Annotated in this window: 21 protein-coding genes; 12 read left to right on the top strand and 9 right to left on the bottom strand. The window is 71.5% G+C overall.

Going from position 1 to position 26,272, the window contains the following annotated elements:
• The 4 genes from gltB to pyk all read left to right on the top strand — a co-directional run.
• The coding region (gene gltB / locus VFW79_RS11110; protein WP_329677370.1) for a glutamate synthase large subunit at positions 1-3,022 on the top strand (3,022 nt) is incomplete at its 5' end.
• The gene (locus VFW79_RS11105) at positions 3,015-4,493 is read left to right on the top strand and encodes a glutamate synthase subunit beta (RefSeq protein WP_329677369.1); all 1,479 of its coding nucleotides are present in this window, start codon (positions 3,015-3,017) and stop codon (positions 4,491-4,493) included. The genes gltB and VFW79_RS11105, both read left to right, overlap by 8 nt.
• A 178-nt stretch (positions 4,494-4,671) precedes the next feature.
• Positions 4,672-6,144 carry a glutamate synthase subunit beta gene (locus tag VFW79_RS11100; RefSeq protein WP_329677368.1) on the top strand — a complete coding sequence of 491 codons (1,473 nt, stop codon included), beginning with the start codon at positions 4,672-4,674 and terminating at the stop codon, positions 6,142-6,144.
• A gap of 109 nt (positions 6,145-6,253) precedes the next feature.
• Positions 6,254-7,666 (top strand): pyruvate kinase, encoded by a 1,413-nt coding sequence (gene pyk, locus VFW79_RS11095; protein WP_329677367.1) that lies wholly within the window; start codon positions 6,254-6,256, stop codon positions 7,664-7,666.
• Positions 7,667-7,741: 75 nt separating this feature from the next.
• On the opposite strand, the gene VFW79_RS11090 is transcribed toward pyk, so the two are convergent.
• The 3 genes from VFW79_RS11090 to VFW79_RS11080 are packed head-to-tail and all read right to left on the bottom strand — an operon-like array spanning position 7,742 to position 11,365.
• Complete coding sequence (locus VFW79_RS11090; RefSeq protein WP_329677366.1) at positions 7,742-8,899, bottom strand: bifunctional 2-methylcitrate synthase/citrate synthase; 1,158 nt, start codon at positions 8,897-8,899, stop codon at positions 7,742-7,744.
• A 46-nt stretch (positions 8,900-8,945) separates the two neighbouring features.
• Entirely contained in the window at positions 8,946-9,839 is an 894-nt protein-coding gene (gene prpB / locus VFW79_RS11085; protein WP_329677365.1) for a methylisocitrate lyase, read from the bottom strand.
• A complete protein-coding gene (locus VFW79_RS11080; protein ID WP_329677364.1) occupies positions 9,839-11,365 on the bottom strand; it encodes an MmgE/PrpD family protein in 1,527 nt (508 codons plus the stop codon). Before VFW79_RS11080 ends, prpB begins: the two co-directional genes overlap by 1 nt.
• A gap of 144 nt (positions 11,366-11,509) precedes the next feature.
• Between VFW79_RS11080 and VFW79_RS11075 the strand changes: the two genes are divergently transcribed.
• Both VFW79_RS11075 and VFW79_RS11070 read left to right on the top strand, forming a co-directional pair.
• Entirely contained in the window at positions 11,510-12,007 is a 498-nt protein-coding gene (locus VFW79_RS11075; protein ID WP_329677363.1) for a sigma-70 family RNA polymerase sigma factor, read from the top strand.
• Positions 12,007-12,621 carry a methylated-DNA--[protein]-cysteine S-methyltransferase gene (locus VFW79_RS11070; protein WP_329677362.1) on the top strand — a complete coding sequence of 205 codons (615 nt, stop codon included), beginning with the start codon at positions 12,007-12,009 and terminating at the stop codon, positions 12,619-12,621. Before VFW79_RS11075 ends, VFW79_RS11070 begins: the two co-directional genes overlap by 1 nt.
• A 24-nt stretch (positions 12,622-12,645) precedes the next feature.
• Here VFW79_RS11070 and nhaA read toward each other — a convergent pair whose 3' ends face one another.
• A complete protein-coding gene (gene nhaA / locus VFW79_RS11065; RefSeq protein WP_329677361.1) occupies positions 12,646-13,956 on the bottom strand; it encodes a Na+/H+ antiporter NhaA in 1,311 nt (436 codons plus the stop codon).
• Between the two features lie 233 nt (positions 13,957-14,189).
• Between nhaA and VFW79_RS11060 the strand changes: the two genes are divergently transcribed.
• From VFW79_RS11060 to VFW79_RS11045, 4 genes are read left to right on the top strand one after another with little or no spacing between them, the layout of a single operon-like run.
• Entirely contained in the window at positions 14,190-14,771 is a 582-nt protein-coding gene (locus tag VFW79_RS11060) for a 2-oxoacid:acceptor oxidoreductase family protein (protein WP_329677360.1), read from the top strand.
• Positions 14,755-15,948 carry a hypothetical protein gene (locus VFW79_RS11055; protein ID WP_329677359.1) on the top strand — a complete coding sequence of 398 codons (1,194 nt, stop codon included), beginning with the start codon at positions 14,755-14,757 and terminating at the stop codon, positions 15,946-15,948. The genes VFW79_RS11060 and VFW79_RS11055 overlap by 17 nt, the downstream gene beginning before the upstream one ends.
• Entirely contained in the window at positions 15,945-16,943 is a 999-nt protein-coding gene (locus VFW79_RS11050; RefSeq protein WP_329677358.1) for a thiamine pyrophosphate-dependent enzyme, read from the top strand. Before VFW79_RS11055 ends, VFW79_RS11050 begins: the two co-directional genes overlap by 4 nt.
• Positions 16,943-18,589 carry an NAD(P)-binding protein gene (locus VFW79_RS11045; RefSeq protein ID WP_329677357.1) on the top strand — a complete coding sequence of 549 codons (1,647 nt, stop codon included), beginning with the start codon at positions 16,943-16,945 and terminating at the stop codon, positions 18,587-18,589. Before VFW79_RS11050 ends, VFW79_RS11045 begins: the two co-directional genes overlap by 1 nt.
• A 27-nt stretch (positions 18,590-18,616) precedes the next feature.
• Here VFW79_RS11045 and VFW79_RS11040 read toward each other — a convergent pair whose 3' ends face one another.
• A complete protein-coding gene (locus tag VFW79_RS11040; RefSeq protein ID WP_329677356.1) occupies positions 18,617-19,603 on the bottom strand; it encodes a PIG-L family deacetylase in 987 nt (328 codons plus the stop codon).
• Positions 19,604-19,773: 170 nt separating this feature from the next.
• Here VFW79_RS11040 and VFW79_RS11035 point away from each other — a divergent pair, with 170 nt between their 5' ends.
• Entirely contained in the window at positions 19,774-22,173 is a 2,400-nt protein-coding gene (locus VFW79_RS11035; RefSeq protein ID WP_329677355.1) for a lysylphosphatidylglycerol synthase transmembrane domain-containing protein, read from the top strand.
• A 39-nt stretch (positions 22,174-22,212) separates the two neighbouring features.
• On the opposite strand, the gene VFW79_RS11030 is transcribed toward VFW79_RS11035, so the two are convergent.
• The 3 genes from VFW79_RS11030 to VFW79_RS11020 form a co-directional block, all read right to left on the bottom strand.
• A complete protein-coding gene (locus tag VFW79_RS11030; RefSeq protein WP_329677354.1) occupies positions 22,213-22,680 on the bottom strand; it encodes a VOC family protein in 468 nt (155 codons plus the stop codon).
• Positions 22,681-22,750: 70 nt separating this feature from the next.
• Entirely contained in the window at positions 22,751-22,891 is a 141-nt protein-coding gene (locus VFW79_RS11025) for a hypothetical protein (RefSeq protein ID WP_329677353.1), read from the bottom strand.
• 95 nt (positions 22,892-22,986) lie between these two features.
• Positions 22,987-23,331, bottom strand: coding sequence for a NifB/NifX family molybdenum-iron cluster-binding protein (locus tag VFW79_RS11020; protein ID WP_329677352.1), 345 nt, complete (start codon positions 23,329-23,331; stop codon positions 22,987-22,989).
• Positions 23,332-23,578: 247 nt separating this feature from the next.
• Here VFW79_RS11020 and VFW79_RS11015 point away from each other — a divergent pair, with 247 nt between their 5' ends.
• Positions 23,579-25,372, top strand: a complete 1,794-nt coding sequence (locus VFW79_RS11015) for an ABC transporter ATP-binding protein (protein ID WP_329677351.1) — start codon at positions 23,579-23,581, stop codon at positions 25,370-25,372.
• 25 nt (positions 25,373-25,397) lie between these two features.
• On the opposite strand, the gene VFW79_RS11010 is transcribed toward VFW79_RS11015, so the two are convergent.
• A partial coding sequence (locus tag VFW79_RS11010; protein ID WP_329677350.1) for a substrate-binding domain-containing protein occupies positions 25,398-26,272 on the bottom strand: 875 nt, incomplete at its 5' end.

The following is a 26,272-nucleotide window of genomic DNA, read 5'->3' as shown; positions in this document are numbered from 1 at the left end:
GTTCGCGCAGGTCACGAACCCGCCGCTGGACGCGATCCGCGAAGAGCTCGTCACGGCGCTCGCGGGCGCGATCGGCCCCGAGCCCAACCTGCTCGACGACACCCCGCTGCACGCCCGCAAGCTCGTGCTGAACTTCCCGGTGCTCGACAACGACGAGCTCGCCAAGATCGTGCACATCGACCGCGACCCGCAGCTCGCGGGTGTGTTCCGCGCGATCACCGTCCGCGGCCTGTACAAGGTCGACGGTGGCGGCGCCGCGCTCGAGGCCCGCCTCGAGGAGATCTTCGCGCAGGTCGACACGGCGATCGCCGCTGGCGTGTCCTTCATCGTGCTCTCGGACCGGGACGGTGACGCCGACCTCGCCCCCATCCCGTCGCTGCTGCTGTCGAGCGCGGTGCACCACCACCTGCTGCGTCAGCGCACCCGTACGCGCGTCTCGCTCGTGGTCGAGGCCGGCGACGTCCGTGAGGTGCACCATGCCGCGCTGCTCATCGGCTACGGCGCGGCGGCCGTCAACCCGTACCTCGCGATGGAGAGCGTCGAGGACCTGGCGCGCAGCGGCTACCTGCCGGGTGTCACGCCCGAGAAGGCCGTCGCGAACCTCATCAAGGCGCTCGGCAAGGGCGTCCTGAAGGTCATGTCGAAGATGGGCATCTCGACGATCGCGTCGTACCGCGGCGCGCAGGTGTTCGAGGCGATCGGGCTCTCGCACGCGCTCGTCGACCGGTACTTCGCCGGCACCACCAGCCGGTTGGACGGCATCGGGCTCGACGTCATCGCTGCCGAGGTCGCGGCGCGGCACGCGGACGCGTACCCCGCGAGCGGCAACCGGCAGCCGCACCAGCGGCTCGCGGTCGGCGGCGAGTACCAGTGGCGTCGCGATGGCGAGGACCACCTGTTCGACCCCGAGACGGTGTTCCGGCTGCAGCACTCGACGCGGACCCGGCAGTTCGACGTCTTCCGGCAGTACTCGAACCGCGTCAACGAGCAGTCGAAGCGACTGATGACGATGCGCGGTCTCCTGACCTTCAGGACGGGCGTGCGCCCGGCGGTCCCGATCGACGAGGTCCAGCCGGTCAGTGAGATCGTCAAGCGCTTCAGCACGGGCGCGATGTCCTACGGCTCGATCTCGGCCGAGGCCCACGAGACCCTCGCGGTCGCAATGAACTCGATCGGTGCGAAGTCGAACACCGGCGAGGGCGGCGAGGACACCGAGCGCCTCCACGACCCTGCCCGTCGGAGCGCCATCAAGCAGGTCGCCTCGGGCCGGTTCGGGGTCACGTCGGAATACCTGACGAACGCCGACGACCTCCAGATCAAGCTCGCGCAGGGCGCGAAGCCGGGTGAGGGCGGGCAGCTGCCGGGCCACAAGGTGTATCCGTGGATCGCGGCGACCCGGCACTCGACGCCGGGCGTCGGCCTCATCTCGCCGCCGCCGCACCACGACATCTACTCGATCGAAGACCTCGCGCAGCTGATCCACGACCTGAAGAACGCCAACCCGGTCGCCCGCATCCACACGAAGCTGGTCAGCGAGTTCGGTGTCGGAACGATCGCCGCGGGGGTCGCGAAGGCACACTCGGACGTCATCCTCATCTCGGGGCACGACGGTGGCACCGGTGCGAGCCCGCTCACGTCGCTCAAGCACGCCGGCACGCCCTGGGAGCTCGGTCTCGCCGAGACCCAGCAGACGCTCGTGCTGAACAACCTGCGGGACCGCGTCGTCGTGCAGGTCGACGGGCAGCTCAAGACCGGCCGTGACGTCGTGGTCGGAGCGCTGCTCGGCGCCGAGGAGTTCGGCTTCGCGACGGCGCCGCTCGTCGTCTCCGGCTGCATCATGATGCGCGTCTGCCACCTGAACACGTGCCCGGTGGGGGTCGCGACCCAGGACCCCGAGCTGCGCGAGCGGTTCACGGGCAAGCCGGAGTTCGTCGTGACGTTCTTCGAGTACATCGCCCAGGAGGTGCGCGAGCTGCTCGCCGAGCTCGGCTTCCGGAGCATCGAGGAGGCCGTGGGCCACGTCGAGCTGCTCGACACGGTCCCGGTCATCACCCACTGGAAGGCGCAGGGCCTCGACCTCGAGCCGGTGCTGGCCGTCCCGACCCCGGTCGAGGGCTCCTCGCTGCGGCACACGACGAGTCAGGACCACGGCCTCGACCGTGCGCTCGACCACCAGCTCATCGCGCTCGCACGACCCGCGCTGGACGACCAGGAGCCGGTCCGCATCGCGCTCCCGGTCCGCAACGTGAACCGCACCGTCGGCACGTTGCTCGGGCACGAGGTCACGAAGCGCTACGGCGGCGAGGGCCTGCCCGACGGCACGATCGACGTCGAGGTCACGGGCTCGGGCGGGCAGTCGTTCGGTGCGTTCCTGCCGCGGGGCATCACGCTCCGCCTCTTCGGCGACGTCAACGACTACGTCGCCAAGGGCCTCTCCGGCGGTCGGGTCGTCGTGCGACCCGACCGCAACGCGGTGCTGACGGGCGAGCACAACGTCATCGCGGGCAACGTCATCGGCTACGGCGCCACGTCGGGCGAGGTCTTCCTCCGCGGGCTCGCGGGCGAACGCTTCGGGGTCCGCAACTCGGGCGCGACGCTGGTCGTCGAGGGCGTGGGCGACCACGGCTGCGAGTACATGACCGGTGGGACGGTCCTCGTGCTCGGGCGGACCGGTCGGAACTTCGCCGCCGGGATGTCCGGCGGTGCGGCGTACGTGCTGGATCTCGAGCCTGCCCTGGTGAACACGGACGCCGTGCGCACGGGCGAGCTGTCGCTCGACGCGCTCGACGACGAGGACACCGAGATCGTCGAACGGCTGCTGCGGCGCCACCTCGACGAGACAGCCTCCCCGGTCGCCGCCCAGCTCCTCGTCGACCTCGCCGACACGCGTGGACGGTTCACGCGCGTCATCCCGGCCCAGTACGTGCGGGTCCGTCGCGCGCTGGCCGAGGCTGCCGCCGAGGGCCGGGACATCGGCGCGCCGGGAGTGTGGGACGAGATCTTGACGGTGGCCCATGGCTGACCCGACAGGGTTCCTCAAGGTCCGTCAGCGCGAGCTGCCGCCATACCGCCCGGTGCCGGTGCGGATCCTCGACTGGCATGAGGTCCGTGTGGATCCCGACCGCGCGGAGCTGCCGATGGTTGCCCGGCAGGCCGGACGCTGCATGGACTGCGGCATCCCGTTCTGCCACAACGGCTGCCCGCTGGGCAACCTCATCCCGGAGTGGAACGACCTGGTGCGCACGGGGCACTGGGCGGACGCGAGCGAGCGGCTGCACGCGACGAACAACTTCCCGGAGTTCACGGGACGGATCTGCCCGGCGCCGTGCGAGTCGAGCTGTGTCCTCGGCATCAGCCAGCCGCCGGTGACGATCAAGAGCGTCGAGGTCACGATCATCGACGAGGCGTTCGCGCGCGGTTTCGTCGTGCCGCAGGTGCCGCAGCGGCTCACCGGTCACACCGTGGCCGTGGTGGGCTCCGGCCCGGCGGGACTCGCGGCCGCGCAGCAGCTCACACGCGCGGGGCACACCGTCGTGGTGTACGAGCGCGACGACGCCATCGGTGGGCTGCTGCGCTACGGCGTCCCGGACTTCAAGCTCGAGAAGCGGCACATCGACCGCCGGCTCGCCCAGATGGAGGCCGAGGGGACGCGTTTCCGCGCGGGGGTCGAGGTCGGCCGCGACATCACGTGGGAGCAGCTGCGCGCTCGGTTCGACGCGGTCGTCCTCGCCACCGGCGCGACGGTCCCGCGCGAGCTGGCGCTGCCGGGCCGGGAGCTCGACGGGGTGCACGTCGCGATGGAGTACCTGCACCAGTCGAACGCCGCTGTCGCGGGCCGCGAGGTCCCGGACCAGATCACCGCCACCGGCAAGCACGTCGTCGTCATCGGCGGCGGCGACACCGGGTCCGACTGCGTCGGCACCGCCGTGCGCCAGGGAGCCGCCTCCGTGACGACGCTGGCGATCGGCAAGCAGCCGCCGACCCAGCGACCTCCGACCCAGCCCTGGCCGACCGACCCGACCCTGTTCGAGGTGTCGAGCTCGCACGAGGAGGGGGGCGAACGCGGCTACCTCGCCTCGACCGTCGCCTTCATCGGCGGCGACGGCGACGCGGCCGGCCGCGTGCGTTCGCTGCGACTGGCGCGGACCGAGTACCTGCCCGACGGCCGTCGCGTGCCGACCCCGGGCACAGAGCACGACATCCCCGCGGACCTCGTGCTGATCGCGATGGGGTTCACCGGCCCGGAGACCGCCGACGTGACGGCACAGACAGGCGTCGAGCTCACCGAGCGCGGCCTGGTCGCGCGAGCGGAGGACTTCGCGACGTCGGTGCCCGGCGTGTTCGCCGCGGGCGACGCGGGCCGCGGTCAGTCGCTCGTGGTCTGGGCGATCGCCGAGGGCCGGGCCGCCGCAGCGTCCGTCGACGTCTATCTCTCAGGCGGTACCGAGCTCCCCTCGCCAGTCACCTCGACCACGGTGGCACTGCGCCCCTAGCTCACCCGACCGACATCATCGTCGGTGCCCATCCAGGTTTCGGACGTCCTGTCCGGCTCCCGATCACGACACGAAAGGCCCGGTCAGCACATGCGCGCAGCACGCGTCGATGCCGACGTCGCGGCTACCGGACACCCGGCGGCGACATCCGTGGGGGACCAGCACCTGGAGGCGGAACGTGGCTGACCCGACTGGATTCCTCAAGGTCCGCGAGCGCGAGCTCCCACCGGACCGCCCGGTCGCGGTGCGCCTGCTGGACTGGTCCGAGGTGCACGCGCACCGCCCGGGCGACCCGGACGACCTCGCGGCCCTGACCCGGCAGGCCGGTCGCTGCATGGATTGCGGCGTGCCGTTCTGCCACAACGGGTGCCCGCTGGGCAACCTCATCCCGGACTGGAACGACCTCGCGTGGCGCGGGCAGTGGGCCGACGCGAGCGAGCGGCTGCACGCGACGAACAACTTCCCGGAGTTCACCGGACGCATCTGCCCGGCACCGTGCGAGTCGAGCTGCGTGCTCGGCATCAACCAGCCGCCGGTGACGATCAAGAACGTCGAGGTCACGATCGTCGACGAGGCGTTCGCCCGCGGGTTCGTGGCCCCGCTGATCCCCGACCGGCTGACCGGTCAGACGGTCGCCGTGGTGGGCTCGGGGCCGGCCGGCCTGGCCGCAGCGCAGCAGCTGACGCGCGCGGGGCACACGGTCGCTGTCTACGAGCGGGCCGACCGCGCCGGCGGCCTGCTCCGCTACGGGATCCCCGAGTTCAAGCTCGAGAAGCGGCACGTCGACCGTCGGATCGCCCAGATGGAGGCCGAGGGCACCGTGTTCCGGACGGGCGTCGAGGTCGGCGTCGACATCTCCGGGCGCGAGCTGCGCGACCGCTACGACGCCGTCCTGCTCGCGGTCGGCTCGACCACCGCACGCGACCTCGTCGTCCCTGGCCGGGAGCTGGGTGGCATCCTCCAGGCGATGGCGTTCCTGCCGGACGCGAACCGTGTCGCCGTCGGGGACGTCGTCGAGCGGCAGGTCACCGCGGCAGGCAAGGACGTCGTCATCATCGGCGGCGGCGACACCGGGGCGGACTGCCTGGGGACCTCTCTGCGGCAGGGTGCCAGGTCGGTCGTCCAGCTCGAGATCATGCCGCACCCGCCGAGGGCCCGCCCGGAGGCCCAGCCGTGGCCGACGTACCCGATGCTCTACCGCGTCGCGAGCGCCCACGAGGAGGGCGGCGAGCGGCTGTACGCGGTCAGCACCCAGGCGTTCCTGGGTGACGACGAGGGCAACGTCCGTGCGTTGCAGCTCGTCGAGGTGGCGATGGCCGACGGCCGGTTCGAGCCGGTCCCCGGGACGGAGCACGAGATCCCGGCTCAGCTCGTCCTGCTCGCTCTCGGCTTCACGGGACCCGAGCAGGGCCCGCTGCTCGACCAGCTCGAGGTCGAGCTCGGCCCGCGCGGTGCGGTCGCGCGGGCGGACGACTTCGCTTCCTCGGTTCCGGGTGTCTTCGTCGCAGGTGACGCGGGCCGTGGTCAGTCGCTCGTCGTGTGGGCGATCGCCGAGGGACGGGCGGCCGCCGCCGCGATCGACACCTACCTGACGGGTGGCACCGAGCTGCCCACCCCCATCACCGCCACCACGATGTCATTGCGCCCGTAGAGCACCCGCCCGTAGACCCCCTCGACCGACCTCGATACCTGTTCTCAGACCCCCGGGCCGGGACGTTCGATCCAGGACCCGCCCACGATGAAAGGCCTAGGCTTCACCCATGCGCAGAGCAAAGATCGTATGCACCATCGGTCCCGCGACCGAGTCCGTCGAGCAGATCCAGGCGCTCGTCGACGCCGGGATGGACGTTGCCCGGCTGAACCGCAGCCACGGCGACACCGAGGTCCACCAGCGCGTCTACGACAACGTCCGCGCCGCGTCGCAGGCGTCGGGCCGCTCGGTGGCCGTCCTCGTCGACCTGCAGGGCCCGAAGATCCGCCTCGGCCGCTTCGTCGAGGGCAAGCACGACCTCGCCGTCGGCGACACCTTCACCATCACGACCGAGGACGTCCCCGGCACCAAGGAGCTCGTCTCCACGACCCACAAGGGTCTGCCGAACGACGCCCGCGTCGGCGACCCGATCCTCATCGACGACGGCCGCATCCTCGTGCGGGTCACCGCGGTCGAGGGTCCCCGCGTCGTCACGCGCGTCGAGGTCGGCGGTCCGGTCTCGAACAACAAGGGCCTGAACCTGCCGGGTGTCGCTGTCTCGGTGCCCGCGATGAGCGACAAGGACGAGGCCGACCTCCGGTGGGCGGTCCGCGTCGGCGCCGACATCATCGCGCTGTCGTTCGTCCGCTCTGCGGCCGACTACGACGACGTCCGCCGCATCATGGAGGAAGAGGGCCGGATCCTCCCGGTCATCGCCAAGATCGAGAAGCCGCAGGCTGTCGAGAACCTCGCCGAGATCATCGCCGCGTTCGACGGCATCATGGTCGCGCGTGGCGACCTCGGGGTCGAGCTTCCGCTCGAGCAGGTCCCGGTCGTCCAGAAGCGCGCGGTCGAGCTGGCCCGCCGCAACGCCAAGCCGGTCATCGTCGCGACGCAGGTACTCGAGTCGATGATCACGAACCCGCGTCCGACGCGGGCCGAGACGTCGGACTGCGCCAACGCCGTCCTCGACGGTGCGGACGCGGTCATGCTCTCGGGCGAGACGAGCGTCGGCGACTACCCGATCGAGTGCGTCCGGACGATGGCGCGGATCATCGAGGTGACCGAGGAGCTCGGACGTGAGCGGATGGCGCCGCTCGGCTCCACGCCGCACACGCGTGGCGGGGCGATCACCCGCGCCGCTGCCGAGATCGGCGAGACCCTCGGGGTCAAGTACCTCGTGACGTTCACGCAGTCCGGTGACTCCGCGCGGCGCATGTCCCGGCTGCGCTCGTCCATCCCGCTGCTGGCCTTCACGCCGCTCACCGCGGTGCGCAGCGTGCTGTCCCTGTCGTGGGGCGTCCAGACGTACCAGACGCCCACGATCACCAGCACCGACGAGATGGTCAAGCAGGTCGACCAGACCCTGCGTTCGAACGGCCTGGCCGAGGTCGGCGACTATGTCGTGGTCGTCGCCGGGGCACCGGTCGGCGTCGTCGGGTCGACCAACTCGATCGTCGTGCACAAGATCGGTGACGAGTAGGTCTGAACCGGCCGCGTCGCCTGACGCGTCCTGACCGACGGGCCCCGGGGGACTCCCCGGGGCCCGTCGGCGTTGTCAGGCGAGGGGGACTGCCCGACGAGCCGGTCCCTCGTACTGGCTCAGGGGCCGGATGAGCGCGTTGTCGGCGCGTTGCTCCATGACGTGAGCCGTCCAGCCCACGACGCGGCTGGCGGCGAACAGCGGCGTGAACGTCGGGGGGTCGAAGCCCATCAGGTGGTACGCCGGGCCGGTCGGGTAGTCGAGGTTGGGTTCGATCCCCGTGCGTGCGCGCATCGCCGCCTCGAGCGTGTCGGCGAGGGCGGCCAGGTCCTGGCGGCCGAAGTGCTGAACGAGACCGTCGAGTGCGGCCTTCATCGTCGGCACGCGTGAGTCGCCGTGGCGGTAGACGCGATGCCCGAACCCCATGACCTTGGCCTTGCGCGCCAGGGTGTCCGTGAGCCACTGCTCGACGCGGTCGGGCGTGCCGATCTCGAGGAGCGTGGCGAGCACGGCCTCGTTCGCCCCGCCGTGCAGCGGGCCCTTGAGCGCCCCGATGGCGCCCGTGACGGCGGAGTACAGGTCCGAGAGCGTCGACGCGATGACGCGGGCCGTGAAGGTCGACGCGTTGAACGAGTGCTCGGCGTACAGGACCATCGAGATCTCGAACGCCCGCACCACCTCAGGGTCGGGCACCGACCCGAAGGTCATGTTCAGGAAGTTCTCGGCATAGCCGAGGTCGTCGCGCGGCGCCACGAGCTCCTTGCCGTGTCGTCGGCGCTGGTCGAGCGCGACCATCGCGGGCAGCTGGGCCATCAGCCGGACCGAGCGGGCCTGCTCGGCCTCGGGGGACAGGTCGTTCGAGCCCGTGTCGAACGCCCCGGTCACGCTGACCGCGGTGCGCAGCACGTCCATCGGGTGGGTGGAATGCGGCATGGCAGTGATCGCAGCGATCACGGGGTCGGGCAGTGCGCGCTCGGACCGTTCCGTGTGCTCGAACGCCTCGAGCTCGTCGTCGCTCGGCAGCTCGCCGTTCCACAGGAGGTACGCCACCTGCTCGAACCGGCACCGGTCCGCGAGGTCCGCGACGGGGTAGCCGCGGTAGAGCAGCGTGCTGGTGGCCTTGTCGATCGACGAGATGGTGGTCGTGTCGACGACGACCCCCGCGAGCCCCTTGTGGATCGTCGGCCGGTCGTCGGCCGCCGGGGTGTCGTCGGCGCTGTGGTCGGTGGTCATCAGCGGGAAGCCTCCATCGTCGTTGACGGGTGCGGTGCGGTGCGGCTCAGAGCTCGAAGTCGAACACCCCGGCGTCGAACTGTCCATAGCCCGCGTAGTCGACGAGGTCGTACAGCGCGGACCGGTGCTGCATCCGGTCGAGCAGCGACGCCTGCGTGCCCTCGGCCAGGATCGTGTCGAGTCCCGCCTCGGCGGCGCCCATCGCGAGCCGCAGGAGCGTGACGGGGTAGATGACGATGTTGTAGCCGAGCTCGGCGAGCTGCGTGGCGGTCAGCAACTCTCCCTTGCCGAACTCGGTCATGTTCGCGAGCAGCGGGACGTCGATCGCCGCGCGGAACGTCTCGAGCTCGGCCAGGCCGAGGAGCGCCTCGGGGAAGATCGCGTCGGCACCGGCGTCGACCAGGGCCTTGGCGCGGTCGATCGCCGCGTCGAGCCCCCGCACGGCGCGGACGTCGGTGCGGGCCATGACGAGGAAGTCCGGGTCGCGCCGGCCCTCCACCGCGGCGCGGACCCGCTGGAGCGCGGTCAGCTGGTCGACGACCTGCTTGCCGTCGAGGTGACCGCAGCGCTTGGGGTTGACCTGGTCCTCGATGTGGCAGCCGGCCACGCCGGCGTCCTCGAGCGCCTGGACGGTGCGTGCGACGTTCATGGGCTCGCCGAACCCGGTGTCGGCGTCGACGAGGGTCGGGAGGTCGGTCATGCGCGCGATCTGCCCGGCCCGCGTGGCGACCTCGGTCGCGGTCGTCAGGCCGATGTCGGGCAGGCCCAGGTCGGCGGCGACGACGGCTCCCGAGACGTACACGCCGTCGAACCCCTTGGCCTGGATGAGCCGGGCCGACAGGGGGTTGAACGCGCCGGGGAGGCGGAGCAGCTCCCCGTTCGCGAGGCGTGCCCGCAGGGTCTGGCGCTTGGCCGACGCCGTGGTCGTGGCATAGAGCATCAGAACAGTCCTTCCGGTGCGGGGATGCCCGCCACAAGCCCTGGCCGGGCGGTCACCGTGACGTCGAGCAGCTCGGCGGCCCGGAGGTCTCCGAGGCGCTGGGCGACGGCGAGGAACCGTTCCACCTCGACCTCCTCGAGCACGCCGGCTGCGAGCGTCCGGAGCTTGTGGACGTACTCGGGCCGAGCGAAGGGGCGCGCGCCCAGGGGGTGGGCGTCGGCCACGGCGATCTCCTCCACCAGTACGCTCCCGTCCTCGAGCGTGATCTCGAGCCGTCCGCCGAACGCCTTCTCGGACGGGTCCTCGGCGTGGTACCGCCGGGTCCACTCAGGGTCCTCGCGAGTCGTGATCTTGTGCCAGAGGGCCACGGTGTCGGGCCGGGCGGCGCGTGCGGGGGAGTAGGAGTCGACGTGGTGCCAAGCGCCGTCCTGCAGGGCGACCGCGAGGATGTAGGGGATCGAGTGGTCGAGCGTCTCGCGCGTGGCGCTGGGGTCGTACTTCTGCGGGTCGTAGGCCCCTGAGCCGATCACGACGTGGGTGTGGTGGGACGTGTGCAGGACGATCGAGCGGACCCGCGTCGGGTCGCCGGTCTCGGGGCGCTCCCGGTGCAGCCGGCGTGCGAGGTCGATGAGCGCCTGCGACTGGTACTCGGCGGAGTGCTCCTTGGTGTACGTCTCGAGGATCGCGCGCTTCGCCTCGCCGGGTCCCGGCAGCGTCACCTGGTACTCGGCGGCGGGACCGTCGAGCAGCCACGCGATCACGCCGTCCTCGCCCTCGTAGATCGGGGTGGGCGACGTCTGACCGCGCATCGCCCGGTCGACGGCCTCGATCGCGACCTTGCCGGCGAACGCAGGCGCGTAGGCCTTCCAGGTCGAGATCTCACCCTTGCGCGACTGCCGGGTCGCCGTCGTCGTGTGCAGCGCCTGCCCGATGGCGTGGAAGGTGATCGCGGGATCGAGGTGCAGGAGGGTGCCGAGGCCCGCAGCGACCGCCGGGCCGAGGTGGGCGACGTGGTCGATCTTGTGCTCGTGGAGGCTGATCGACCGCACCAGCGAGACCTGCACCTCGTACGCCGTCGCGATCGCGCGGACGACGTCGTGCCCGGTCGACCCCACGTGCTGCGCGACCGCGAGGAGAGGCGGGATCGTGTCGCCGGGGTGGGAGTACTCCGCCGCGAGGAACGTGTCGTGGAAGTCGAGCTCACGCACCGCCACACCGTTGGCCCAGGCGGCCCACTCGGGACTCGTCCGGGCGCTGCGCTCGAGGCCGACGACGGTCGCACCGACCCCGCCCCGGGAGGCGGGGTGCGCCTGGGCCTGGGCGCGGGCTGCGACCACAGGGGCGCGGGTGAGCGACGCGGTCGCGACGGCCGTGTCGTCGATGACGCGGTTGACGACCATCTCGACGACGTCGGGGTCGACCTGGACCGGATCGGCCGCGAGCTGGGCCAGTGACCACGCGAGCTGCTCGGACCGGGGAAGCCGCTCGGCGCTCGGGTGGACCCGCACGGTGTGGCGGACGCTCATGCAGCAACCTCCGGTCGCCCGAGCGGTCGGACTGCTTCCGTCGCGTGCATCTCGACCTCCTCGTCCGGGTCAGGCTATGCGCCCGCGGCGCTCCGCACACGGACCTCACGTTCGACGCGGCCCGGGCGTCTGCACAATGTGACCGTGCATGAACCCTTCGAGCTCGTCGTCGCCCGCCACGGCGGGACGGTCCTGCGCGTCTGCCGGGCCGTCCTCGGGCCCGTCGATGCCGACGACGCGTGGTCGGCGACGTTCCTGTCGGCGCTCGTCGCCTACCCCGAGCTGGCCCCCGACGCGAACGTCGAGGCGTGGCTCGTGACGATCGCGCACCGCAAGGCGATCGACATGACTCGGGCGGCGTCGCGTCGCGCGATCCCGGTCGACGTCCTGCCCGAGCGCGGGGCGGCGCCCGGAGCCGACGCGCGCGACCTCGACCTGTGGACCGCGCTGGCCGCGCTGCCGACCAAGCAGCGCCAGGTGGTCGCCTACCACCACCTCGGCGGCCTGCCGTATGGCGAGATCGCCGACCTGCTCGGCGGGACCGACGTCGCCGCTCGCCGGGCCGGCGCCGACGGCATCGCAGCACTTCGCCGCACGTACGGCGCCACCGCAGCCGCCACGACCTCTCGGAGGGAACCATGATGAGCACCGACCTCGACCCGGAGACCCGCGACCTCCTCGCGACCGCGGGTCCCACCGACCTGGACCTCGCCCGGCTGCATGCTCGGCTCGCGGCGGCCGCCGAGGAGGCTGGCGTCTTGGACGTCGCCTACCGCACGATCGACACGCCGGTGGGCACTCTGCTGCTCGCCGCCACCGAGCGCGGGCTCGTGCGGATCGCGTTCGCCGCCGAGGACCATGACGCGGTGCTGGCGTCGATCGCGGCACGCATCAGCCCGCGGATCCTGCGCGCACCGGCGCGTCTCGACGACGCGGCGCGTCAGCTCGGCGAGTACTTCGAGGGGCGGCGTCGCGCGTTCGACCTGCCGCTCGACCTGAGCCTGTCGACCGGCTTCCGCCGGACCGTCCTCGCCCAGCTGCGCGAGATCGAGTACGGGCACACGGCGTCCTACGCCGCGGTCGCGGTGGCTTCCGGGAGCCCGCGCGCGGTGCGGGCCGTCGGCAGCGCGTGCGCGACGAACCCGCTGCCCGTCGTCGTGCCGTGCCACCGCGTCGTGCGCTCGGACGGCACGATCGGTCAGTACCTCGGCGGGACGGACGCCAAGCGCGCGCTCCTTCGGCTCGAGGCCGCCTGAGCCGTCTCAGGCCACCTCGTCCGGTCAGGCACGGTCGTTCTCGAAGACGTCGGGCACGCCGTCCGTGTCGGCGTCGAGCGCCTCGAGCTCCTCGATGCGCCGGTAGGTCCGGTTGCGAGCACGCAGCAGGACGGCGGCGAGCACCGAGGCGAGGACCGAGGCGGCAAGGACGCCGACCTTGACGTGGTCGTCGCGCGCGCTGGCTGCCCCGAATGCGAGGTCGCCGATGAGGAGCGACACGGTGAACCCGATCCCACCGAGAACCGCGACGCACAGCACGTCGAGCCATCCCAGGCTCGCGTCGAGGTCGGCCCGCGTGAACCGGGCGACGAGGTAGGTCGTCCCGAGGATCCCGACCGTCTTGCCGACGACGAGACCGGCGACGATGCCGAGCGCGACGCGGTCCGTGAGAGCCTGCGTGAGTCCTGAGGTGCCACCGACGGTGACGCCGGCCGCGAAGAACGCGAACAGCGGGACCGCGACTCCTGCGGACAGCGGTCGGAAGCGGTGCTCGAAGTGCTCGGCGAGGCCGGGACCTGCCCCCGGGCCGCCCGCCGCGTGGCTGCGAGCCACCGGGACGGCGAAGCCGAGCAGGACGCCCGCGACCGTGGCATGCACGCCCGAGGCGTGCATGAGTGCCCACGTGGTCACCGCGAGCGGCAGAAGCAGCCACCACGACCGGATCCTGCGCTGGACCGCGACCCAGAACAGAGCGAGCACGGCCAGCGCCCCGAGCAGCGGGAGCACGGACACGTGCGATGCGTAGAAGATCGCGATGATCGTCACGGCGAGCAGGTCGTCGACGACCGCGAGGGTGAGCAGGAAGGTGCGGAGCGCCGCGGGCAGGTGGGTGGCGACGACGGCCAGCACCGCGAGGGCGAACGCGATGTCGGTCGCGGTCGGGATGGCCCACCCCCGCAGCTCACCGTCGCTCGTGCCGAGGTTGACCAGCACGTAGACGACGGCGGGCACGGCCATGCCGCCGACCGCAGCGAGGACGGGCAGCGCGGCACGGCGCGGGTCGCGGAGGTCGCCGGCGACGAACTCGCGCTTGAGCTCGAGACCGACGACGAAGAAGAAGATCGCCAGCAGACCGTCGGACGCCCATCCGCCCAGGGTCAGGTCGAGACCGAGTGCCGCCGGGCCGACCCGGACGTCACGCAGGGCCGCGTAGGAGTCCGAGAACGGTGAGTTCGCCCAGACGAGCGCCACGACGGTCGCGAGGAGCAGAAGCGCACCGCCGACCGTCTCCTTGCGCAGGATCGCGGAGACCCGGGCCGTCTCCGACCAGGACCCTCGGGCGAGGAGGACGGCACGGGGGGTGGGACTGCGCACGGGAAGGGCTCCTTCGGGGTCGACAGAATCATGCCGACCAGGCTTCCCGGCGCACCTGGCACCATCGTAGCCACGCACAGAACTCGCCCGTGACCAGGCACAGGACCATGGTCACCCGGCCCGGGACCCAGGTGTCCGACAGCCGCCCGACGCAGGTCGCTGCCGTAGGACGAACGTCCTGTTTGCGCCCCGAGAACCAGGGCTACCAAGGGGGGGAGGACAAGGTGGTCATCATGTTTCAAGTTCGCATCCACGGGCGTGGCGGACAGGGCGTCGTCACGGCGGCCGAGCTGCTCTCGGTTGCAGCGTTCAGCGAGGGGCATCACGCGCAGGCGTTCCCCAGCTTCGGATCGGAACGCACCGGTGCGCCGGTCGTGTCGTTCTGCCGGATCTCCGAGGTCGCGATCCGTTCGCACGACCCGGTGGCCGAGCCCGACGCCGTGATCGTCCAGGACGTCACGCTGCTCGGGCAGATCGACGTCCTCGGCGGGCTGAGCCCCACCGGGTTCGTGCTCCTCAACACCGAGCAGCCGCTCGCCGAGCTCGGCCTGGCCGCGGCCGAGCGAGCGTTGCCGCGCGGACACGTCGTCAGCGTGCCGGCCACCGCGCTCGCGCTCGAGCACGTCGGCCGTGCGGTGCCCAACGTGCCGCTCCTCGGCGCGTTCGCCGCGCTCACGGGGCTGCTGTCCATCGACTCGGTCGTCGCGGCGATCGAAGCCAGGTTCTCCGGTCCGGTCGCGGCGAAGAACGCCGCGGCCGCCCGCGCCGCATTCGAGCTGGTCGTCCAGGAGGCCGTGCATGTTGCAGCAGGTTGAGGGTTCGAAGGCCGTGGCGGTCGCGGTCGCCGCGTGCCGCCCCCAGGTCGTGTGCGCCTACCCGATCTCTCCGCAGACGCACATCGTCGAGGAGCTGAGCCGGATGGTGAAGGCGGGTGAGCTCACGGGGTGCGAGTACGTCAACGTCGAGTCCGAGTTCGCCGCGATGTCGGGCGCGATCGGCGCGAGCGCCGTCGGGGCGCGCTCGTACACCGCGACCGCCAGCCAGGGCCTGCTGTACATGGTCGAGGCGGTCTACAACGCCTCGGGCATGGAGCTGCCCATCGTCATGACGGTCGCGAACCGCGCGATCGGCGCCCCCATCAACATCTGGAACGACCACGGTGACGCGATGTCGCAGCGCGACTCGGGCTGGCTCCAGCTCTATGCGACGAGCAACCAGGAGGCTGCTGACCTGCACGTCCAGGCGTTCCGGATCGCCGAGGAGCTGTCGGTCCCGGTCATGGTGTGCATGGACGGGTTCGTGCTGACGCACGCGACCGAGCAGGTCGACATCCCCGAGCAGGCCCAGGTCGACGCGTTCCTCCCGCCGTTCGTTCCCCAGCAGGTCCTCGACCCGGACAACCCCGTCTCGATCGGGGCGATGGTCGGGCCCGAGGCGTTCACCGAGGTGCGCTACCTCGCCCACCACCGCCAGCTCGACGCGCTCAAGACGATCCCGCGGGTCGCGGCAGAGTTTGCCGCGGTGTTCGGCCGCGACTCGGGAGGCCTCGTCCGGCCGTATCGCCTCGACGGCGCCGAGACGGTCGTCATCGCGCTCGGCTCGGTGTTCGGCACGCTGCAGGACGTCGTCGACCACGAGCGCGACGCCGGCGTGTCCGTCGGGCTGCTCGGCATCACGTCGTTCCGTCCGTTCCCCTACGACGCCGTGCGGGAGGCGCTCGCCGGCGCGAAGAGGGTCGTGGTGCTCGAGCGAGCGCTGGCCGTCGGCGTGGGGGGCATCGTCGCGACCGACGTGCGCTCGGCTCTCGTGGGCGCCGAGATCGATCAGCGCACCGTCATCGCGGGTCTCGGCGGGCGGCCGATCACAGTGCCGTCGCTGCGGGGGATGGTCACGAGTGCCGTGGCGGGCGAGCTGGAGCCGTTGACCTTCCTCGATCTCGACGCCGTCGTGGTCGAGCGCGAGCTGGCGCGAGTCGACGGGAGTGCGCGATGAGCGCGACAGAGGTGAAGTTCTACCAGGTCGGCAGCTACGCCGTCGGCAACCGGCTGCTTGGTCCCGACCAGGCGAGCGGGCAGTCCGACATGGACCGGACGAACGCGCTGACGTCGGGGCACCGGGCGTGCCAGGGCTGCGGCGAGGCGCTCGGTGCCCGCTACGTGCTCGACGCGGCGATGCGCGCATCGAACAGCCGGATGGTCACCGTGAACGCGACGGGCTGCCTCGAGGTGTTCTCGACGCCGTACCCGGAGACGTCGTGGCGGGTGCCGTGGCTCCACTCCCTGTTCGGCAACGCGCCGGCCGTCGCGACCGGCGCGGCTGCAGGTCTGCGGGCCCTCGGCAAGGACGACGTCCGTGTCGTGGCCCAGGGGGGCGACGGCGGCACGGTCGACATCGGCTTCGCGTGCCTGTCGGGCATGTTCGAGCGCAACGACGACGTGCTGTACATCTGCTACGACAACGGTGGCTACATGAACACCGGAGTCCAGCGGTCGGGTGCGACGCCTCCGGCTGCTCGCACCTCGACGACGCAGACCGTGGGGCCCGAGCCAGGAAACGTGTTCGGCCAGGGCAAGGATGTCCCGCGGATCGCGATGGCGCACGAGATCCCGTACGTGGCCACGGCGACGGTCGCCGACCTGCGCGACCTCGAGGCGAAGGTCGAGCGAGCGATGGGCATGCACGGCGCGCGCTACCTGCACGTCATGGTGCCGTGCCCGCTGGGCTGGGGCTCGGCGTCGTCGGACACGGTGAAGCTGGCCCGGCTCGCGACCGAGAGCGGATTCTTCCCGGTGTTCGAGGCCGAGCGCGGTGAGGTCACGTCGGTGCGCAAGATCCGTCACCAGGTACCCGTCGAGGACTACCTCACGCTGCAGGGCCGGTACGCGCACCTGTTCCGCCCCCAGCGTCGTGATGACGTGATCGACCGCCTCCAGGCGATCGCCGACCGCAACATCGCCCGGTACGGGCTGCTGGAAGAGGTGCTCTGATGGACACACCGTTCGCGATCACGCTCGGCGTCGGGTCGAGCCTGGCGAACCGCACGGGCGCCTGGCGCGTGGAGCGGCCGGAGTACGTCTCGCTGACGGCGCCGTGCGCGCACGCCTGCCCGGCGCACGAGAACCCGCAGGACTGGCTGTACACCGCCGAGGACGGCTCGTACGAGCAGGCCTGGCGTGCGCTCGTGGTGGCCAACCCGTTCCCGGCCATCATGGGTCGCGTCTGCTACCACCCGTGCCAGACGGCGTGCAACCGCGGCAAGCTCGACGAGGCGGTCGGGATCAACGCGGTCGAGCGGTTCCTGGGCGACCTCGCGATCGAGAAGGGATGGGCGCTCCCCGTCCCGGAGACCGCTTCCGGCCGACGCGTGCTCGTGGTGGGCTCCGGCCCGGCCGGTCTGTCCGCGGCGTACCACCTGCGCCGGCTCGGGCACGACGTGACGATCCGCGACGGCTCCAAGATGCCCGGCGGCATGATGCGCTACGGGATCCCGGCCTACCGGCTTCCGCGCGCGGTGCTCGACGCCGAGATCGCGCGGATCGAGGTGACGGGCGTGAAGATCGAGATGCAGACGACCGTCGCGTCGGTCGTCGATGCCATGGCCGAGGGATTCGATGCCGTCTTCCTCGCGGTCGGCGCCCAGATCGGCAAGCGCGCCTACGTCCCGGCGGGGGAGGCCGCGCGGATCCTCGACGCGGTGACCCTGCTGCACGGCGTCGCCGATGGCGAGATGCCCATGCTCGGCAGGCGCGTGGTGGTCTACGGCGGCGGCAACACGGCCGTCGACGCCGCCCGCACCGCGCGTCGGCTCGGCGCGACCGAGTCGGTCATCGTCTACCGGCGCACGCGTGACCGGATGCCCGCGCACGACTCGGAGGTCACCGAGGCGCTCGAGGAGGGCGTGACCTTCCGCTGGCTGTCAACCATCACGCACGCCGACGCCGGTCACCTCATGGTCGAGCGCATGGAGCTCGACGAGACGGGCTTCCCGCAGCCCACCGGTGAGCTCGAGGACCTCGAGGCCGACTCGCTCGTGCTCGCCCTCGGGCAGGAGACCGACCTGTCGCTGCTCGACGGCATCCCCGACCTCACGTTCGTCGACGGGGTCGTGCAGATCGACGACCGGTTCATGACGGGCCACCCGGGCATCTTTGCGGGTGGCGACGTGGTGCCCGCCGAACGCACGGTGACGGTCGGCGTCGGGCACGGCTCGCGCGCCGCCGACTCGATCCACGCCTACCTCGCGCAGCTCGACGGTGTCGCCGCCGGACCTGCTGAGCCCGTCGAGGCACCGATCGCCGAGTACGAGCGGCTCAACACGTGGTACTTCGCCGATGCCCCGCACGCGGTGCGACCGCACCTCGAGGCGGCTCGGCGGGCGACCGGGTTCGACGAGGTCGTCCAGGCGCTCGAACCGGCGACCGCGCTCTACGAGGCGCGGCGGTGCATGTCCTGCGGCAACTGCTTCGAGTGCGACAACTGCTACGGCGTGTGCCCCGACAACGCGGTCATCAAGCTGGGGGTCGGCGAGGGGTTCCGCTTCGACTACGACTACTGCAAGGGATGCGGCATCTGCGCCACCGAGTGCCCGGCCGGCGCGATCCGGATGGTGCCGGAGCCGACGGTGTCGATCTGACCGTCGAGGGCCCGGTTCGCCGGGCCCTCAGCGGTCGGCGGTCGTGACGACGCCGGTCGCCTCGCTCGCGACGACGTACTGGCGCGCGAGGCGCAACGTAGACACGAGGTCGCCCGGGCACCACGGTTCGAGGCAGAGCTTGCGGTCGTGGGCCGCGTAGGCCATGAAGGCGCTCTTCTTGGCCTTGAGGTCCGTGCCGGTGACGTTCGGCAGCCGGGTCCACATCGGGTAGCCGCCGTACGCGAGAAGCGTGTGCGCTGAGTGGTAGCCGCGGTCGGCCTGCCGCGCGAACAGCGCCGTGGCCGTGTGGTCGGCGTTGTCACCGTGGCGGAACTCGATGGTCCAGTCCTGGGTCCGCACGGTCGTCGGGTGGAACTCGGTCATGAGGTCGGTCAGCGTGCTGGTGAGTGAGGCGTCCGTGTAGGTCGTCGAGCCGTCGACCGCATCGATCGCTGCGATGTCACCGTCCCAGAGCCGTCGCAGGCTCTGGTAGTCGTGCACGAAGGTCCCCGTCCCGGCCCGGTTGCCGTCGGGCAGGCGCATGAAGACGACGGAGACCCGGGGAGCGTCCGTCAGCGTCATGAGCCGCACGGCGTGGCCGGGCACCCCGGCGTCGGACGAGCTCCAGCGGTCCGCGACGCCGGCCATCTGCGCATATGCGGCCAGACTGCCCGCCTCGCGGCTGCGCCAGTACGTCTCGCCCTGGGCGGCGTCGCCCGCGGTGAGGAAGACCGTCCGCACGCAGCGTCCCGCCAGGACGTCCTGCGCGAGGTCGGGGCTCTGGAAGAGGAGGTCGTCGTCCTCGTGGGCCACGACCTGCAGCGCACCGGCCGTGCACGGCGTCGCGGGTGCCACCTGCACCGCCACCGGGGCGGCTCCGAGAGGCACGGACACCAGCACGACCGAGATGAGCACGCCGCGCGTGAACCAGAGGGTGCCGAGGACACCAAAAGCACCGAGGGCCCTCGCGAGCCTCGCGCCGGTACGGCGGGCGGGGTGACGCCGCTTGATCACGCTCGTCCCTCGCGATGTGGTCGACCGAACGGATGTCGGTGCTGGTGAGCCGCGATAATACTCGGGTCCGGCAAGCGCGTGGGGGAGTCGAGCCTTCCCAGTTCTGCCGACATGCGCCGATAGACTCGCCGGATGGCCGATACGCCGAGACCTGGACGCGTGCCCGTCGCGTGAACGAGCCCACGAAGGACGACTCCCGCGCACCGGACGTGCAGATCGTCGACGCGCCGACCACTCGGGTGCACGACCCGAGCGACCTGCTCGGCCTCGTCCTGTCGGCCCTCGGTGTGCTGGCGGTGCTGGTGGCCGTCGTCTCGGCGCAGGGCACCACGGCCGGGGTCGCCCAGGACGTCCGCGGCTTCAGCTGGCTGCTCCGGCGCGTGCTGGTGTTCCCGGTGGCCATCCTCGAAGGGCTCGTGACGCTCATCGCGCCGGTCGCCGTCCTCACCGAGCTCGCCGTCCGGCGGCACGGCCGCCAGCTGCTCCAGGTGGGAGCGGCCGGCCTCGCGGCGCTCGCGCTGTGCGTCGCGACGACCTCCGCCCTGACCACGTTCGGGTCCACCGAGCTCCTGCACGGCCTGTCGGTCTCGCGTGACGGCCGGTGGCTGCTGTCGGTCCCGGCGTCGGTGGCCGCCCTCGCGGGGCTCCTGACTGCAGCGGGCCCGCGCGGGCGCAGGCGGACCGTCCTGTGGTCGTGGAACCTCCTGTGGGTCTCTCTCGGCATCGTCCTGGTCACCGGCCAGGTCTCGCTGTCGGGCGCGGCCGTCGCGCTGCTCCTCGGACGGGTCGCCGGTCTGGGGGTGCGCTTCATGTCAGGGGTGCAGTCCGAACGCGCCTACGGGTCGGCGCTCGTCGCCGCGATCCGCCGCGCGGGCTTCGACCCGGCGCGGCTGGTACGGGTCGCCGACGCCGACGAGCACCGGATGTACGACCTGACCACCACCGCGACGGAGCACCTTCGGGTGGTCGTGCTGGACGGCGACCGACAGGTCGTCGGCGCGCTGGCGAGGCTGTGGCGGTCGGTGCGGCTGCGCGGCATCGAGGGTCGCTCGCTCGTGTCGTTGCGCCAGGCCGTCGAACGCACGGCCCTCCTCGCGTACGCAGCCCGCACGGCCGGGGTGCGCACACCGCAGCCGCTCGGCATCGCCGAGGCGCAGGACTCGATGCTCGTCATCGAGGGCTTGACGGGGGCGGCGGTTCCGCTGCGGCTCGTCGACGACGCGCACGTCACGGACGAGCTGCTGCACGCGATCTGGGGCCAGCTGAGGTCGGCGCACGACGCCGGGATCGCGCACCGCGCCCTGACCTCGGACACGATCCTGGTCGAGCAGGAGGCCGGTGTGCCGGTCGTGTGGCTCGTCGGCTGGGACTCGGGCGATGTCGCCTCGACCGAGCTCGCGCGCCGGATGGACCTCACGCAGCTCGTGGCCCTGATCGCGGTGCGGGTCGGTGCGGCCCGTGCGCTCGAGTCGGCAGCGGCCGTCCTGCCGCGCCAGGACATCGCGGCGATCGGGCCGCTGCTGCAGAGCGTCGTCCTGCCGCAGCGGACGCGCGAGGAGATGCGCGCGCACTCCGGGCTGCTGGAGGAGCTGCGGTCCGCGCTCGTCGAGCGGCTGCCCGGGACTGACGTCGAGCCGGAGCAGGTGACCCGCTTCGGTGTGCGCACGGTGCTCACCGTGGTCCTTCCGGTGGTGGCCGTCGTCGTGATCCTGACGAGCATCAACGTCGACGAGATCGGGACAGCGCTCACGTCGAGCGACTGGCGCTGGAGCGCTGTCGCGTTCGGTCTGGGTCTCGCGACCTACGTGGGAGCCGGTCTGACGTTCGCCGCGTTCGCGCCGGTGCGGGTCAGCCTGCGGTCGGCCACGCTCGTCCACGCGGTGGGGGCGTTCGTCTCCCTGGCCGCGCCCGCCGGTGTCGGATCGGCCGCGCTGAACCTGCGGCTCCTGACACGGCGCGGCGTCAGCGCGTCCCTCGCGGTCGCGACCGTCGCTCTCGTCCAGGTCTCGCAGTTCGTCGTGACGATCGCTCTGCTGCTGCTCCTGTCGCTCGTCTCGGGCTCGAACGACACGACGTTGTTCGCCCCGGGACCCGGCGCGCTCATCGCGATGGGTGCTGTGCTCGTTGGCCTGGCAGCCGCCCTGCTGTTCCCCGGCGTGCGTCGCTGGGCCGTGCGGACGACGATGCCCACGGTGCGCCAGACCTGGCCGCGACTCGTCGACGTGCTGGGTCACCCCGGCAGGGTTGCCCTGGCGATCCTCGGCAACGTGATGCTGACCATGGGCTACGTGCTCGCGTTCGACGCGTCGCTCGCCGCGTTCGGCCAGCACCGGGGCATCGTCGAGGTCGCGGTGATCTACCTGGTCGGCAACGCCGCCGGCGCGGCCATCCCCACCCCCGGCGGGATCGGCACGATCGAGGTGACGCTCATCGGCGGGCTCACGGCGGCAGGCGTGAACGCCGGGGTGGCTGCCTCGGCGGTCGTGCTCTTCCGCCTGCTGACGTTCTGGCTCCCGATCCCGCTCGGCTGGGTGGCGATGCGACACATGCGACGCACGGGCGAGCTGTAGGCGGTCTTTCGGCGTCCTGGTCGCCCGCGCGTCCGACCGTCACCCGTCGGCGGCCGCCCGCAACGCGGCGATGTCGAGCTTGCCCATGCCGAGCATCGCCTGCATGGCCCGGCCGGCCCGGGCGGGGTCGGGATCGGACAGGAGCTCGCCGAGGACAGGCGGGACGATCTGCCACGAGAACCCGTAGCGGTCCTTGAGCCACCCGCACCTACCGCGTTCGCCACCGTCTGTGAGCTTGGCCCACAGCTCGTCGATCTCGTCCTGGGTCTCGGCCGTGACGTACAGGGACACGGCCTCGGAGAATGGGAAGCCGGGGCCCCCGTTGAGCGCGACGAGCTCGAGGCCGTCGAGCACGAATGTCACCACCGTCGCTGTGCCGGGCTTCGGCGCGCCCTCGCCGTAGCGGGTGACGTCGACGATCGAGGACCTCGGGAAGACCGAGGTGTAGAACTGGGCTGCTTCTTCGGCCTGGTCGTCGAACCACAGGAACGGGGTGATCGCTGGCATCATCGGCCTCCGGTCAGGGTGGCGCCCGCCCGCGACGGGTCGCGGCTCGTGCCCACCGTAGCGAGGCGGCTCAGACCCCGTCGAGCCACGCCTCGGAGAGCGCCAGCGTCTCGGCGACGGCCTGCTCGCCCCCCAGCTCGCGGACGTAGCGCAGCAACAGGTTCGTCGTCGCGCCTGACGTCTCGCGCGGTTCGGTGCTGTCGGAGGCCACGTCGTCCCTATCGGTCGCGCGGGACGTCGGCTGAGGTGATCGCCCTGGGTTCCGTTCGCCGGGCCGCGGCTGATCGCGAGCGGCCGGGCGAACGATCACTCGGTCTCGTCGAGCCCTGTGAGCGCGGTCAGCACCGCGGTCCGGGCATCGCCGGCGGCGTCGAAGGAGGTGCGGATGCCCATCGTGCTCAGCATCCTGGCCATGGGCGGGCCCATGTGGCCCGTGACGACGACATCGACGTGGTTGTCGATGAGGAAGCGGGCGATGCGCGCGTGATGGGAGCCCTCGGTCCCCTCGTCGTGGGCCGTGTCCCAGCCGACCTCGACCTCGCGCCAGTCGGTGATCGCGCCGTCGGACGTCGTGGCGAGCGCAACACGGTGCGCACGCCCCCAGCCGCCACCGGCGTTGCCGTCCTCGGAGACGGTGATGCAGACCATCATGAAGGTTCCCTCCGTGGTGCCGCGGCATGGCGCCGCCTCCCAGGACTGTACGGCCGCCGCCGCCGGACCCACGCCACCGGTGCGCTTGCGCTTGCGACTGCGACGCGCCCGCGACTGCGAGCGTCAGCCACGGCGAGCGGACGGGACCGCGAGGTGCCGCGGCCGCGAGAGGATGGAGCCGTGCGTCGCCCGGCCGGCCTCGCCGTTCCAGATCGTCCGCCGTCGCCGTCGAGGGAGCCCACCGCCTGTGCGCAGCATCGTCCGGATCCTGTTCGTCGCGCGCGAGCTGTGGCCCTACTACATGGGCATCGTCCTGTCCTCGCTGGCCGTGGCGGTGACCGGGCTGCTGACCCCGTTCATCGTCAAGGCGGCGACCGACTACGTCGTCGCGGCGCATGCCGGGCAGGTCTCGGGGATCTCGACGGTGATCTGGCTGGCCGCCGCTCTGCTCGCCGCTGACCTGGCGAACACGGTGCTCACCAACATCGGTGGCTACCTGGGCGACACGATGGCGTCGAGGCTGCGCGCGCGGCTGTCCGGCGCCTACTTCGCCAAGCTGCTCTCGTTGCCGCAGCGGTACTTCGACAACGAGCTCACGGGGACGGTGATCAACCGGCTGTCGCGGTCCATCACCGAGACCACCGGGTTCCTCAACATGTTCGCCAACTCGTTCTTCCAGATGGTCCTGACCGTGGTCGCGGTCCTGGCGATCACGGCGTTCTACTCGTGGCCCCTGGCGTTGCTGCTCGCGGTCATCTACCCGGTCTTCGCCTGGCTCACGACCATCACGAGCGCGCGGTGGCAGGTGCTCGAGGGGGAGAAGAACCGCACGTTCGACGTGGCGGGCGGCCGGTTCGCGGAGGTTGTCGGCCAGATCCGGGTGGTCAAGAGCTTCGTGCAGGAGCGGCGCGAGCTGACGAGCTTCAACGACCACTACGACCGGACGATCCAGACGACACGGCGGCAGTCGCGGTACTGGCACACCATGGACACCTCTCGGCGGGGCGCCCTGAACCTGATCTTCTTCGGGGTGTTCGCGATCATCTTCGTCCAGACCGTCCAGGGGTCCTTCACGATCGGTGTGATGGTCCTGCTGATCCAGCTCGTGAACATGGCCCGCCAGCCGGTGTTCTCGATGAGCTTCCTCGTCGACTCGTCGCAGCGGGCCGTCGCGGGGAGCCGGGACTACTTCGCGGTCATGGAGGAGCTGGCTGAGGCCGAGGTGCTGCCCACGGTCCACGCGCACCCGGTGGCGCACGGCCAAGCTCCTGCCGCGATCGAGTTCGACGCGGTCGACTTCGGCTACCAGGGCGGAGAGGTCGTGCTGAGCGGCGTGAGCTTCACGATCCACCGCGGCGAGCATGTCGCGTTCGTCGGCGAGAGCGGTGGCGGCAAGACGACGCTGGTCAGCCTCCTGCTGCGGCTCTACACGCCAACGGCTGGCACGATCCGGATCGGGGGGACCGACGTCCGATCGCTCGCACTGCAGGACCTGCGGGCGGACATCGGTGTCGTCTTCCAGGACCCGTCGCTGTTCTCCGGGACCATCCGGGAGAACATCGCCTATGCGCGTCCGGACGCCTCGGACGACGACGTCGTGGCCGCCTCGCGGTCTGCCAACGCACATGAGTTCATCGCGCGGTTCGCCCAGGGCTACGACTCCCAGATCGGCGAGCGGGGCATCAAGCTCTCGGGCGGCCAGAAGCAGCGGATCGCCGTGGCCCGCGCGATCCTCAAGGATGCGCCCATCCTCATCCTCGACGAGGCGACGAGCTCGCTGGACTCGAAGTCCGAACGGCTCGTCCAGGAGGGCCTCGAGCACCTGATGGCCGGTCGGACGACGCTGATCATCGCCCACCGGCTCTCGACGATCTCGTCCGTCGACCGCATCATCACCCTCAAGGACGGGCACGTCGACGAGATCGGGACGCCTGCTGAGCTGGCCGCGACGGGCGGCATCTACGCCGAGCTGCTGGCCCTGCAGGCCTCGGCCTCCAAGAAGGACCGCAGGCGTCTCCAGGAGTTCGACATCCGCGCGTAGGCGCAGGCGCGGAGGAGACCGCCGGTCAGCGCTCGAGCGTCGTCGACCCGCGGATGACGACGCGGCAGGGCATCCGCTCGACCCCGACGGTCGACCGCCCGTCGATCGCGTCGGACATGCGCTGGGCGGCGCGGCGACCGAGCATCTCGAAGTTCATGTCGACGCTGGTCAGCTGGGGACGGGCACCCGACGTCATCACTTCCCAGTTGTCGAAGCCCATCACGGCGATCCGCTCCGGCACGTCGACGCTGTAGTCGCGCAGGGCGTCAAGGACGCCGCGCGCGATCTGGTCGCTCCCGCAGAGGATGGCGTCGAGCTCGACCTCCTCCGTGAGGAGCGTCCGTGCGGCGGCCCGTCCCCACGCCTCGGTCCACGCCCCGTACCGCACGGTCCCGCCGGCGAGCTCCAGGCCGGCTGACGCCAGGGCGGCCAGCGCCCCGGTCGCACGGTCGCGGGCGGCAGTGAAGTGGGCTTCGCCTGAGATGTGCGCGATCTTGCGCCGACCGGTGCTCACGAGGTGCTCGATGGCCAGCGTTCCGGCATTGACGTTGTCGGGGACGACCGAGAAGTCGTCCTGGTCCGTCGACGGCGCATAGGCGTAGACGACCGGGACGGGCAGCCCGCGCCCGAGGGACGGGCGCGGGTCCGTGTTGCTGCCGACCACGATGAGGCCGTCGATGCGGCGTCCGAGCAGCGCCCTGAGGTGGTACTGCTCGCGGATCGCGTCGTCGCGCGCGTCGCAGAGGAACACCGAGATCCTGCCGGCCCCGAACGCGTCCTCGGCGCCCATGAGGATCGGGAGGCTGAACCGTCCCTCGAGGTCGTTCGTCAGCAGGCCGACGGTGCCGGTCTGACCGGCCAGGATCGCCTGGGCGAGCGTGTTCGGCGTGAAGGAGATGC

It is taken from the genome of Cellulomonas sp. (assembly GCF_036279715.1).
GTDB lineage: Bacteria > Actinomycetota > Actinomycetes > Actinomycetales > Cellulomonadaceae > Cellulomonas_A.
Note: the sequence above shows the minus strand (reverse complement) of the source record. Positions and strands in the feature narration are given on the sequence as shown.